Raw genomic sequence first — 13,039 nt, forward strand, 5'->3', positions numbered from 1 at the left:
TGTATTGGAGAAAGATTGCGCTATACGCTGCGCGTCGCCGTGGCCGGCGAAATATTGGCCGCGCGCAGTGCCGGTACCAGGGCCGCCACAACACTCACGCTGACCAATATTAACGCACAGACCGCCATCACTGGCAATGTCAGTGCCGGCTGCTTGAACGACGACACCATCAGGTGATTGAAGATCTGTGCCGCGGCCATACCCAGCGCAATGCCGGTGCCGGCGATCAACAGGTTTTCCAGCAGGAAGTAGCGGCTGATCGCGGTACGGGTGGCACCCAGCGCGCGGCGCACACCGATCTGTTTGCGGCGCTGATTGATCCAGAAAAAGGTCAGGCCGACGATGCCCAGCGCAACGATAAAGGTCAGCAGGGCCATGACCGATGACAGTGCCTTGACCATGGTATTGTCGCCGGCGTAACTGCGCGCCATATCTTTGGCGAGGGTTTCCATATGGATGACCCGGCGCGGATCTCGTTTTGCCAGCGCATCCTCTACCTGCTTCAGGACTTGGTCGCGCTGACCCGGTTCGGTGCGGATCAGGTAGCGTTTGAAGTTGCCGGCTACCAGTACCGGGAACACGGCCACGTTGCCGGCATTACTCCAGCCGACCCAGCTGCCCAGATTGCGCTCGACGATACCGATGATCTCGGTCGGGTGGCTGTCGTTGCCACCATAAAAATACTTGCCCAGCGCGTTGCCGTCCGGGAACAGCGTATCGGCAAACTGCTTGGTGACTATGGCGACTTTGGATTTGTAGTTGTCATTGGGGCCGACCACATCCATATCGGCCTCGGTAAAATTGCGCCCGGCAATCAGCTTCATGCCCAGTGCATTGATAAAGTGGGGATCCGACTGAAAATAATTGGCCGCCTCACCGCCGATTTCCTCGTTGGGCTTGGTGTGAAAACCACTCGCGGAACCGGAGCCCGACAGCGGGATCTGATTCGACGGCGCGGCGTCCACGACACCGGGCATTTCGCGCAGCATAGCCATATCCGCGGTGACGGCTGCGGCCATGTCGTAATCCTGCGGAATGGCGAGGAATGTCACTGCAATGACGTTGTCCACATCCATGCCCGTGGGGCGCTTCATCATGTCGCTGCGGTCGCCGACGATTACCGCCGCGTTGCTGATGATGGCCAGAGTCAGGGCGAGCTGCAGGACGATCAGCAGCGCCGAAATCTTGTTGCGCCAGATGGCGGACAACATGGGTCTCAATTCCAACATGACATTGTCCTCACTGGGTTTTCAGGTAGATGGATGGATTGGTACGGCTGATACGCCAGGCCGGGTAGGCGCCGGCGAGCAGGCTGGCGGCAATCGCCAGGCCAACGGCTGCGAGCACCATCTGCCAGTCCATATAGGCGAGCCGGTCGATGTAGCCCATGGCCAGGCGCTTGACACTCTGCAGGCCTACCAGCGCAAGCAGAATGCCGATCAGGCCACCGGCAATGCCGATGCAGGCGCTCTCGATCAGGTGCTGGGTAAAAACGGCATTGCGGCTCGCGCCCAGTGCGCGGCGTACGCCGGCTTCCGGCGCCTTGCGCAGGAACTTGGCCAGCAGCAGTGCCACCGCATTGACCACACATACCAGCAGGAAGGCCAGCGACAGCCATCCCAGTACGCGGTTGTCATCGCGCAGCGCCTCATTCAGCACCAGCCACTCTGACGGGTGCGACAGGGCGAACTTCAGCGGTCGCTCGAAGCGTCCCTGTTCTTTCTGCTGGCGGATGTAGCCGGTGAGAAAGTCCCGGTACTGCTGCACCTGTTTGGCGGTGTCCAGCTGGACCCAGTACTGAATCCAGACGTTCTCGCTCTGCAGAAAGCCCTCGTAGCCTTCGCTGTCGTCATTTTTCCAGCCGTTGGTGTTGCCCCAGCTGTAAATTTCGAAGCTGCGGTGCAGGCCGAACGGGATGTAGAGCTCTTCGGAATCGTTGAAGGCGCCGTTGTTCAGGTCCTGGACCTTGGGCACCGGATTCCAGTGCTTCAACACCCCGATAACGGTAAAGGGCTCGCCATTGAGGTTGATCGTCTTGCCCACGCTGTTTTCGCCGTCGAACAACTTGTCATTGGTCTCCTTGGACAACACCACCTGTTGCACCGGGCTTTGGTCCGCGTCTGCGCTCCAGGTGCCGCCGTACAGGAAGGGCACGTCGAACAGGGTGAAAAAGTCGCGCGTGGTTACCCGGGTGTTGGCGGTGAAGGGGCGCAGGTCGGAATTGTCCAGGTTGACGGTGAAGCCCCAGCGGTGCATGGCCACCTGGTGCGTGGGGATATCCGAGCGCAACAGCGCCTCTGCGTCCTTATAGGTGAGCTGCCAGGGGATATGGTTGCCGTTGTCGCTGCTGTTATAGGCCTCATTGGGGTCCCAGCTGTCCAGCTGCACCGCATAGAGGACGTCATCTTTTTCATCCAGCGGATTCTGCGACATCATGTGGTTGAGGGTCAGCGTGGTCATGGCGGTGCCGACGCCGACGGCAATGGCGGCGATCATCAGACCGCTCAAAATCGGCGTGCCGCGGATGCTGCGCAGCGCGAGTGACAGGTAGTATCCGAACATTTCCTTTCTCCTCAGGCAGTCGCCGCTTCCGCTTGAGTCGCGGCACTGTTCAGGTCGGAGACCTGGCCGTCGACGATCTGGATATTGCGGTGGGCGCGGCGCGCCAGGTCCGGGTCGTGGGTTACCATCACAATGGTGGTGCCCCACTCGTTGATAAATTCCAGCAGCTCCATCACCTGGCGCGCCATCAGCGAGTCGAGGTTACCGGTCGGTTCGTCGGCGAGCAGGAAGCGCGGTTCGCCGGCCAGCGCGCGGGCGATGGCGACGCGCTGCTGCTGGCCACCGGACAGCTGTGCCGGCAGATGCTTGGCGCGCGCGGCGAGACCCACCTGCTCCAGCACTTTCTCGATGCGCTTCTTGCGTTCGGCGGCCTTGAAGCCCCGGTAGCGCAGCGGTACGTCGATATTGTCGAACAGGTTCAGGTCCGGGATCAGGTTGAAGCCCTGAAAAATAAAGCCGATCTTTTCGTTGCGCAGGCGTGAGCGATCGCGGTCGTTGAGGCCGCTGATATCGTTGCCGTCGAGCAGGTACTGGCCACCGGTGGGCGTTTCGAGCAGCCCGGCAATATTGAGGAAGGTGGTTTTACCGGAGCCACTGGGGCCGGTGACCGACACGAATTCCCCTTCGGCAACCTCCAGGTTGAAGTCCCGCAGGGCGTGGGTTTCGATAGTGTCGGTGCGATAACTCTTGCGGATATTGTGCATCTTCAACATGGTGGTTTTCCCTTTGTGTTGATTTCTCTGTGCCTTGATTTTCGATTCAGTGGCGGAGCCGGTGGGCACCTGCGCAACGGCCTGATCGGCAATCGTCTTGCAGGAGGCCCCCGGCTCCGGGACCTTCGCTTGTGAATTCAGTGTTCTTGTCGCGACTCGGGATTTTTATTATTTCAATGCCACTAACTGGGCATTTTTCAGTTCGTCCGTGGCGGAAGTAATGATCCTGTCGCCTTCCTTGAGGCCGGAGACGATCTCTACCTGGTTCAGGCCCAGTGCGCCGATCTGGATCGGTACGCGCACCGCCTGCTGCTCACCGTTCAGTTTCCAGGCGTAGCGGCCGCCGCTCTGATCGATAAAGGCGCCGCGCTTGACCAGCATCACGTCGCTGCGATTCTCCAGCAGGATGCGCGCGGTCAGGCGCAGGTTCTGGCGCAGCTTGTCCGGTTGGCCGTCGGTGAAACGCACCCGCGCGACCACCTGGTTGTTGATCACTTCCGGAGAAATTGCGGTGATTTCGCCCGGCAGTTTTTTGCCGCTCAGGTCGATTTCGACCGCCATGGCGAGACCGAGATCATCGGCGTAGTTTTCCGGCACGGCGGCCTCGAGTTCAAAGCTGGACAGGTCAACTACGGTCATCAGCGCGGTATTCGGAGCCACGGCGCTGCGCTGTGCCACGGACAGGCTGCCCACGGTGCCGTCGACCGGGGAGAGGATCTGCAGTTCGTTGACCTTGCGCTGCAGCTCTGCGACCTGCAGTTTCTGCTGCGAAACCTGCAGCTCCAGGGTCTTGGTGTCGAAGGCGAGCGATTCCTTTTGCAGCTCGGCATTCTGTTCCGCCTGGCGGTATTCCAGCTTGGCGCGGGCCAGGTCGTCGGAGGCTTTCTCGAAATCCAGTTGCGAGATGATTTTCTTGTCGATAGAGATCTTGGCGCGGCGCAGCTCGCGTTCGGCGGCGGTCAGGTCGACCTTGGCCAGGTCCGCCTTCTGGCGGTTTTCCAGCTGCTGGCGCTTGGCCTGGATCTTCTGCCGCTGCAGTTCCACAGCCAGCTTGTTGAATTTGGCCTGTTCCTGGGCCAGCTGGTTGGCCAGCTGCGGGCTGTCGACATCCGCCAGCAACTGGCCCTGCTTGACGCTGTCACCGGCCTTGACCGCGAATTTGACGATACCCTGCGCCGGGCTGAACAGGGTGGGGCTGTTGGCGGCGACCACCTTGCCCTGTACCACCAGGTCGCGCACCAGGTCGCCGCGCTTCACCTGGGCGACATTGACTTCCGCCAGTGACAGAGTGCCGTCCACCGAACTGGTGCTGTGCCAGGCGTTCACGCCCCAGACGAGGAAAGCCGCGGCCAGGGCCACCACGGCGCCGGTCTTGAGGTTGCGGGGTTTCTTCCAGGCGGGAACGGCACGCAGTTGTACATCTTGCCCCGAGGTATCTCTGATCATTGGTGAATTCCGTTACTCATCGTTGTTGTTGTCGGCGTCCCCGCGCCTGTTTGTGCTGTGACGCGGCGGCGGGGCGCTTTGGATGCAGTCGCGGCGTCAGGCCGTGATTTCGCGGCATCCTGTCGCTGTCCTGCAGCGGTTATAGCAAGGCCTGTGCCAGTTTTTCGAACCGGTTTAACTTGTTGAAATAAAAGATTTTTTTGTGTTTCGGTGACAGGTGTGGACAGTGCCAGGTGTCCGCTTTAAGTGTCCGCTGTCCGCCGCAGCGCGGGGCGGACAGCGCAGCTTTGGTGTGGTTCGCGAGAGGCTTTGTCGGTCGCGAGGCACACATTTCGGAGTGGCCATCCCACTGGAAAATAGCGAGGGACTGACCCTATACGCTGCGTGTCGCCGTCGCCGGCGAGATATTGGCTGCGCGCAGGGCCGGGGCCAGAGCTGCGGCCAGGCTGATACCGAGCAGTATCAGGCCGCAGGCGATGGTCGTACCGGGTGGCAGCGCCGGCTGGCCGAACGCCCCGGAGAGAAAGTGATTGACCAGCTGCGCGGCGGCGGTGCCGAGCAGGAGGCCGGTGGCCGCGATCATCAGGTTTTCCAGCAGGAAGTAGCGGCAGATGGCGCCGCGACTGGCGCCGAGTGCGCGGCGTATGCCGGTCTGTTGTTGTCGTTGGGTTATCCAGAAGGCCGTCAGGCCAGCGATACCGAGGGCTACAATCGAGGTCAGCAATCCGACCACGGCACTCAGCACGGTCGCCATGGTGCTGTCGCCGGCGAAATAGCGGTCCCTCTGCTCCTCGAGGGTTTTAACGGTGATCACCCGTCGTGGATCGCGTTCGGCCAGGGTCTTCTCCAGCCGCTTCTGCACGAGGTTCCGCTGGCCGGGCTCGGCGCGCACGATATAGCTGACCCACTGGCCATCCCGAATCACCGGGTAAAACACCGCATTGCCGGCGCTGCTCCAGTTCGGCCAGGAGCCCAGATTGCGCTCGACGATACCGACTATTCGCACGGGCTTGTCATCGTTTTTCAGATAGATGGATTTCCCCAGTACTTCGCCCCGGGGAAACAGTTTCCCGGCCAGTTGTTGCGTGATGATCGCGGTGCCTGGCTGCCAATTGGCGGTACTGTCGGCGCGTTGGATTTCCGCGGCGGTAAAAGTACGGCCGGCTATCAGCCGCATGCCCAGGGCGCTAATAAAGTGTTCGTCAACAGTGAAGTAGTTGGCGTCGGCGATACCGGTTTGCTGGTTGGGTGCGGTTTGGAAGCTGCTGTAGGAGCCGCCGCCGGTCAGCGGTGGCTCATCGCTGATGGTGGCATCAACCACACTGGGCAGGGCACGGATCAGATCCAGGTCGAGGCGGAAAGCCGCGAATTTGTCGTAGTCTTTGGGGATTGGCCTGAATCCGGCGGTCACGATGTCCGCCACTGCCACGCCGGTGGGGCGCGCCATCCTTTGCGCGTGCTCCTGTATCACCACGGTGGCATTGCCGACGATGGCCAGGGTCAGCCCCAATTGCAGGGCAATCAGCAGGGCGGCCACCTTGTGGCGCCGCAGAGCGGACAAAATGGGTCTCAGTTCCAGCATGGCCTTCTCCCTGGCAGCGAGCGGGTGATTGAAGGGGCAGTGCGGATCTGGCCGGCGGGCGGCAGGGAAGCGTCCGGGCCATCAGCACGGTATTGTGAGGTGGGACGCGGTGGGGCCGGGCGTTGGATGCAGCCGCGGCCCTGCGATCTGAATCCGCCGTTTTTTTGGAGGGGAGCTTGCGGTAAACCTCCGGTCCCTCCACCGCCTTCCCTGCAGGCAATGGAAATCCGGGAAATTTTCCCTCGTTGTAGTGGAGTGGCAGAGCATCGGTTGCTCGCCAAGCGCTGCCAGCGGGCCGCACAGCGGCGGCGGGGGTGAATGCACGGGTGTGCCGTGGTAGAGTGCGCGGCCTTTTTTTGACCAATTTGAATCTTTCCAGCGGGTACTCCGTCTTTATGCTGCTCTCCTCTACCAAAGCCGACTGGCTCGGCAATATTCGCCGCGATGTGCTCGCGGGCCTTGTAGTCGCCATGGCCCTGATCCCCGAGGCGATCGCCTTCTCGATCATTGCCGGCGTGGATCCGCGCGTGGGTCTCTACGCAGCTTTCTCCATTGCGGTGGTCAGCGCCTTCGTCGGCGGCCGCCCGGGGATGATCTCCGCGGCCACCGGCGCCATGGCTCTGGTGATGGTGACGCTGGTGAAGGAGCACGGCCTGCAGTACCTGCTGGCCGCAACGTTACTGACCGGGGTGCTGCAGATCATCGCCGGTTATTTGAAGCTGGGCAGCCTGATGAGCTTTGTCTCACGGGCGGTGGTGACCGGCTTCGTCAACGCGCTGGCAATTTTGATCTTTATGGCGCAGCTGCCGGAGCTGGTGGGCATGGGCTGGCAGGTCTACGCGATGACCGCGGCGGGTCTCGGTATCATCTACCTGTTTCCGTATGTACCGGTGGTCGGCAAGTTCCTGCCGTCACCGCTGGTGTGCATCCTGGTGCTGACCGCGGTCTCGGTGGCGCTGGGGCTGGAAATCCACACGGTGGGCGATATGGGGCAGCTGCCGGACACGCTGCCGGTGTTCCTGTGGCCGGATGTACCGCTGAACCTGGAAACGCTGAAAATCATCTTCCCGTATTCCGCCGCGCTGGCGGTGGTGGGCCTGCTGGAATCGCTGATGACGGCCACCATCGTTGATGACCTGACCGATACCGGCAGCGACAAGAACCGCGAGTGTAAGGGCCAGGGCGTATCCAATATCGTCGCCGGCCTGCTCGGCGGTATGGCCGGTTGCGCGATGATCGGCCAGTCGGTGATCAACGTGAAATCCGGTGGTCGCGGTCGCCTGTCCACGCTGGTAGCCGGCGCCGGCCTGCTGACGCTGGTGGTGTTCCTGAGCGATTGGGTCGGGGTAATCCCGATGGCGGCGCTGGTGGCGGTGATGATCATGGTGTCCATCGGTACCTTCAACTGGGACTCGGTGCGCAACCTGAAGCGTCACCCGCTATCCACCAACGTGGTCATGCTGGCCACGGTGATTGTGGTAGTGTGGACGCACAATCTGGCCTATGGTGTATTGGTCGGTGTCCTGCTGGCCGCACTGTTTTTCGCCAACAAGGTTGGCCACTTCATGTATGTGGCGTCGGAGCTGGATGAAGAGCAGAGCTGCCGCACCTACAAGGTGGTGGGGCAGGTATTCTTTAACTCCGCGGATAAATTTATCGCCGCCTTCGATTTCAAAGAGGTGGTGGACAAGGTGGTGATCGACCTGGAGCGGGCCCACTTCTGGGATGTATCCGCAGTGTACGGCCTGGACAAAGTGGTGGTGAAATTCCGCCGCGAGGGTGCGGAAGTGGAGCTGGTGGGGCTGAACGAAGCGAGCGAGACGATCGTCGACCGCTTCGGCGTGCACGACAAGCCGGAAGAGATTGAACGTGTCCTCGGCGGGCACTAATGGAAGGCACTGATGAGCGACAATAAAAGCAACAATAAACAGGTTAACGGACACAGCGGGCGCACCGAGCCGGTGGTGCTGTCGTGTATCGATGGCTCCCGCTATACCAGTGCGGTGTGCGACTACGCCTCCTGGATCGCCAATGTCACTGGCGCGCCGCTGAAACTGCTGCACAATATCGAGCGTAACAACGTGCCGGCGGTGGCGGATCTGACCGGCAGTATCGGTCTCGGCAGCCAGGAAGAATTACTTGAAGAGCTGACCAGCCTGGAGCAGCAGCGCGCGCGCCTGATGGTGCAACAGGGCAAGCTGATGCTGCAGGCGGCGCGTGAGCGCGCCGAAATGGCCGGTGTTCCCAGCGTGGAAACCTGCCAGCGCCACGACAGCCTGAGTGAATCCGTGATTGAGCTGGAAGACGCGATTCGCGTGCTGGTGCTGGGTATTCGCGGCGAGGAGCACGGCGATTCCGAGGCCGGGCTGGGCACCCAGCTGGAGACCGTCGTGCGCGCTCTGCACAAGCCGATCCTGGTGGTAAACCGGGATTTCGAGGCGCCGCGTAACGTGATGCTCGCCTTCGACGGCAGCGAGGCCGCGCGCAAGGCGCTGGCGATGGTGCGTTCCAGCCCGCTGTTCCGCGAGGTCTCCTGCCACCTGGTGTTTGTCGGCGAGGCGGACAAAGCCGAGTCCCTGCTGGCCGGTGCCAGTACCCAGCTGGAAGAGGCCGGTATCGATGTGACCGCCAACCACTTGACCGGCAAGACCGTGGACGCGCTGATCGATTACCAGCGCGAACACGCCATCGACCTGACGGTCATGGGCGCCTTCAGCCACAATCGCCTGCGCGACCTGCTGATGGGCAGTCTTACCGCCAAGATGCTGCTCAATACCCGCCAGCCACTGTTGCTGTTGCGCTGATCCGGCGACGCCCCGCGTCGGCGGGGCGCCAGCTGCACATCAGTCCCCCTTAACTGGCCAGCCGCTGCTCGCGCAGATCGCGCTCGCGCTCGCTGGCCTGGCGCGCCTCTTCCAGTGACATGCCCGCTCTCCTGTGCGGGGTGGGCTTGCCCTCCGCGTCCAAGGCGACAAACACAATCTGTTCCACCTGGATGATCAATTCGCGGGTCTGTTTGTTGCGCGCCTCGCAGCGCACCGTCAACGACGTGCGGCCGATTGCCACCACCTCGAAGCCGAATTCCACTACGTCGCCGCAGAAGGCGGAGCTGACAAAATCGATTTCCGACATCAGCTTGGTCACCACCATCGGGGTGCCCATCTGGCAGCCGGCAAAGATGGCTGCCTCTTCATCGATCCACGCGAGCAGCTGGCCGCCGAACAGCCGCTGGGCCGGATTCAGGTCGCCGGGTTTTACGAAGTGACGGGAATAGTATTTCATGTGTACCTCTCTGCCTTGCCTGGTGTGAATGCTGGCCGCGGTCCGTCGCGGCACTGTCAGTGAAGGAAGTGCACACAGCGTGCCAAAACGACGTTACACAAATGGTACTGTGGGGTGGGAAAGTGGCGCCAACCGATGGTCGTGACCGAATTGCAAATTGGGTCGCGATCGTCGCCCCGGATTGGGGCGCACAACAGCTGCGCAGATGCTTTATTGAGCATGGAGCAAGTGCCGACCGACAGCGCAATCCCGGTTTTAGGAAGATCCGGCAGGATCCTTTGTCGCCGCCAGCCAGGTGGCTGCTTTGGCCGCTAACCGGGATATTCTGGACACGGATTTCCTCTCCTGTGCGCCGTCCCTATGGACTGGACCGTATTCCTCCTTAGAATGGGCGGCCAAAATGACCGATTAACCACGGCTGGCGCGGCTCATAGGGGGACCACAGGAGTCACCACAGGGGGCAGCGCCGCCGCATTCCCATCTGCGAAGGGAGAGAACACCAGGCATGATTATCCAGCCGAAAGTACGCGGTTTTATCTGCACCAATGCCCACCCGCAGGGCTGCGCCGCCAATGTGCACGAGCAGATCGACTACATCAAATCCCAGCCGGCCATCGACAATGGCCCCAAGAACGTACTGGTGGTGGGGGCCTCTACCGGCTATGGCCTGGCGTCGCGTATCACCGCTGCGTTTGGCTGTGGCGCCAACACCCTGGGGGTGTTCTTCGAGAAACCGCCGACCGACAAGCGCACCGCCTCCGCCGGTTACTACAACGCCGCCGCTTTTGAAGATGAGGCCCACAAAGCCGGACTCTACGCCAAGAGCATCAACGGCGATGCCTTCTCCGACGAGGTGAAGGCCCAGGCCATCGACATGATCAAGGCGGATATGGGCAAGGTGGATCTGGTGATCTACAGCCTCGCCTCGCCGCGCCGCAAGGACCCCAAGACCGGCGAGCTGCACAGCTCGGTGCTGAAGCCGATCAACAAGTCCTACACCGCCCGCAACCTCAATACCGACAAGCTGGAGATCGCCGATATCACCCTGGAGCCCGCCAACCAGGAAGAGATCGATGCGACCGTCAAAGTCATGGGTGGTGAAGACTGGGAGCTGTGGATGGACGCACTCGCCAAAGCCGGCGTGCTGGCGGACGACTGCAAGACCGTCGCCTATACCTATATCGGCGAAAAGCTCACCTGGCCGATCTACGGCCACGCCACCATCGGCAAGGCCAAGGAAGACCTGGACCGCGCGGCCAAGGCGATCACCGACAGCGGTGCGTCGAGCGCCAATGTCGCAGTACTGAAGGCTCTGGTCACCCAGTCCAGCTCCGCGATCCCGGTGATGCCGCTGTATATCTCCCTGGTCTACAAGGTGATGAAGGAAGAGGGCACCCACGAGGGCTGTATCGAGCAGCTGTACCGCCTCTACACCGAGGGCCTGTATACCGGCAGCCCGCGCCTGGACGACAGCAACCGTTTCCGCATGGACGAAAAGGAACTGCGCCCGGAAACCCAGGCCAAGATCGAAAAACTGTGGCCGGAAGTGACCGAGGAAAACCTGTTCGAGCTGACCGACTACAAGGGCTATCAGGCAGACTTCCTCAAGCTGTTCGGTTTCGGTGTCGACGGTGTCGACTATGAGGCTGACGTCAGCCCGGTAGTCGAGGCGGACTTCAAATAATCCTGAAGATGAGATCCCAGATCAGCTAGGTCAGAGAATAAGGAACCTCTGAATAAGTGCGTGATGTCTCTGGCTTTCAGAGCGGTTCACAATCAAGGCGCGGCTTCGCAGGAATGTCTAGACCTTTCAAGAAGTCGCAACGCGGAGTGTGAATCGCTCTGAAAGCCCCTCCGGGCGGGCCCTGAAGGCCACAGCTGCTGCGTTGCAGCTCTTGCAAAGGGCTACGGCCATTCGCGGCGAGCTGCGCCTAACATCTGCAGCCTTCAGATCCCGCAGAGACATTACGGACTTGTTCAGAGGTTCCTTAAATCTGTTTAGGTAACAGAACCTTCGGCGAAGGTGCCGATGGCGGATGCAGCTTTGTGAGACCTTCACCGGCAGGCATGCCGGTGCAGAGCCCCCATGGATGGGTTTACGGCGTGTCTCACAAAGCGGCACCCGTTAGCGGCACCGCCACTCACCGGTGCGGATGAGTCGGAGTGCGTCCCCTGTGCCCGCCAATTCCCAATAGGAGCCCTTGTCCGTGGGCCCTAAGTTCGCCTAACCCGCTCCTACAACTCTCTCCCGCGAGCCTGCATAATCATCCCCCTTTGATCTGCAGGAGTCTCTCCATGGAATACCGCCAACTCGGCACCACCGACCTGAAAGTCAGCCTGATCTGCCTGGGCACTATGACCTGGGGCGAGCAGAACACCGAGGCCGACGCCTTCGCGCAGCTGGACTACGCGCTGGAACAGGGCGTCAACTTTATCGACTGCGCGGAAATGTACCCGGTACCGCCACGCCCCGAGACACAGGGGCGCACCGAGGAATACGTGGGCAACTGGCTGGCCGCCCGCGGCACCCGCGATCGGGTGGTGCTGGCTACCAAGGTGACCGGCCGCGGCGAGGCGAATTCCGGTGTCGGCCATATTCGCGGCGGCCCGCGTCTCGATCGCGCACAGATTCTGCAAGCCTGCGACGACTCCCTGCAGCGCCTGCGCACCGACCATATCGACCTGTATCAGGTGCACTGGCCCGAGCGCCAGGCCAATTTTTTCGGTCGCCTCGGCTACCAGCACGGCGATGACGACGGCATCGCCATTGCCGAAACCCTGGACGCACTTTCAGAACTGGTCAAAGCCGGCAAGGTGCGCCATATCGGCCTGTCCAACGAAACCCCCTGGGGCATGCACCGCTACCTGCGCCTGGCCGCGCACGGCAACCGGCCGCGCATCGCCTCGATCCAGAACCCCTACAACCTGCTGAACCGCACTTTCGAGGTGGGCGGCGCGGAGATGGCGATCCGCGAACACTGCGGCCTGCTGGCCTACTCGCCGCTGGCCTTCGGCGTGCTGTCCGGCAAGTACCTGGGCGGCAACAAGCCGGCCGGCGCGCGCCTGACCCTGTTCGAGCGCTTCCAGCGCTACACCGGCGAACGCGCCGCGCAGGCCACCGAAGCCTACGTAGCGCTGGCGCGGGAGTTCGGCCTGGACCCGGCGCAGATGGCACTGGCATTCATCAACCGGCAACCGTTCGTGACCGCGAATATCATCGGCGCCACCACCATGGCGCAGTTGCGCAGCAATATCGCCAGTGCCGACATCGAGCTCAGCGATGACCAGCTGGCCGCAATCGAGTCAGTGCACGCGGCCAACCCCAATCCGGCGCCCTGAGCAGGCCATGGAAAGCGTTTTTCAACGGCCTTCAGGACGCCGTCGCTGACGGGAGCGCCGGGCAACGAACTATACTTTTTGCCATCGAGTACTCTTTATTCACTGTCCTTGCCGG

At 61.6% G+C, this 13,039-nt stretch carries 10 protein-coding genes; 4 read left to right on the forward strand and 6 right to left on the reverse strand.

The window, feature by feature from the left end; genetic code table 11:
• Window positions 1-20 precede the first annotated feature (20 nt).
• The 5 genes from ABDK11_RS04020 to ABDK11_RS04040 all read right to left on the reverse strand — a co-directional run bounded on the left by ABDK11_RS04020 (window position 21) and on the right by ABDK11_RS04040 (window position 6,303).
• Complete coding sequence (locus tag ABDK11_RS04020) at window positions 21-1,229, reverse strand: FtsX-like permease family protein (RefSeq protein WP_346839015.1); 1,209 nt, start codon at window positions 1,227-1,229, stop codon at window positions 21-23.
• 10 nt (window positions 1,230-1,239) lie between these two features.
• A complete protein-coding gene (locus tag ABDK11_RS04025) occupies window positions 1,240-2,562 on the reverse strand; it encodes an ABC transporter permease (RefSeq protein ID WP_346839016.1) in 1,323 nt (440 codons plus the stop codon).
• An 11-nt stretch (window positions 2,563-2,573) separates the two neighbouring features.
• Window positions 2,574-3,275, reverse strand: coding sequence for an ABC transporter ATP-binding protein (locus tag ABDK11_RS04030; protein WP_346839017.1), 702 nt, complete (start codon window positions 3,273-3,275; stop codon window positions 2,574-2,576).
• 168 nt (window positions 3,276-3,443) lie between these two features.
• On the reverse strand, window positions 3,444-4,721 hold the full coding sequence (locus ABDK11_RS04035) for an efflux RND transporter periplasmic adaptor subunit (protein ID WP_346839018.1): 1,278 nt from the start codon (window positions 4,719-4,721) through the stop codon (window positions 3,444-3,446).
• Between the two features lie 373 nt (window positions 4,722-5,094).
• Window positions 5,095-6,303 carry an FtsX-like permease family protein gene (locus ABDK11_RS04040; protein WP_346839019.1) on the reverse strand — a complete coding sequence of 403 codons (1,209 nt, stop codon included), beginning with the start codon at window positions 6,301-6,303 and terminating at the stop codon, window positions 5,095-5,097.
• 398 nt (window positions 6,304-6,701) lie between these two features.
• Between ABDK11_RS04040 and ABDK11_RS04045 the strand changes: the two genes are divergently transcribed.
• Window positions 6,702-8,192 carry a SulP family inorganic anion transporter gene (locus tag ABDK11_RS04045; RefSeq protein ID WP_346840173.1) on the forward strand — a complete coding sequence of 497 codons (1,491 nt, stop codon included), beginning with the start codon at window positions 6,702-6,704 and terminating at the stop codon, window positions 8,190-8,192.
• Window positions 8,193-8,204: 12 nt separating this feature from the next.
• The gene (locus ABDK11_RS04050; RefSeq protein WP_346839020.1) at window positions 8,205-9,107 is read left to right on the forward strand and encodes a universal stress protein; all 903 of its coding nucleotides are present in this window, start codon (window positions 8,205-8,207) and stop codon (window positions 9,105-9,107) included.
• A gap of 49 nt (window positions 9,108-9,156) precedes the next feature.
• Here the strand turns inward: ABDK11_RS04050 and ABDK11_RS04055 are convergent, their stop codons facing one another.
• Complete coding sequence (locus ABDK11_RS04055) at window positions 9,157-9,585, reverse strand: hotdog domain-containing protein (protein ID WP_346839021.1); 429 nt, start codon at window positions 9,583-9,585, stop codon at window positions 9,157-9,159.
• Window positions 9,586-10,090: 505 nt separating this feature from the next.
• Here ABDK11_RS04055 and fabV point away from each other — a divergent pair.
• Entirely contained in the window at window positions 10,091-11,269 is a 1,179-nt protein-coding gene (gene fabV / locus ABDK11_RS04060) for an enoyl-ACP reductase FabV (protein ID WP_346839022.1), read from the forward strand.
• Between the two features lie 611 nt (window positions 11,270-11,880).
• Entirely contained in the window at window positions 11,881-12,924 is a 1,044-nt protein-coding gene (locus tag ABDK11_RS04065; protein ID WP_346839023.1) for an NADP(H)-dependent aldo-keto reductase, read from the forward strand.
• The last annotated feature ends 115 nt before the right edge of the window (window positions 12,925-13,039 follow it).

Origin of the sequence: Microbulbifer sp. SAOS-129_SWC, from assembly GCF_039696035.1 — a bacterium.
GTDB lineage: Bacteria > Pseudomonadota > Gammaproteobacteria > Pseudomonadales > Cellvibrionaceae > Microbulbifer.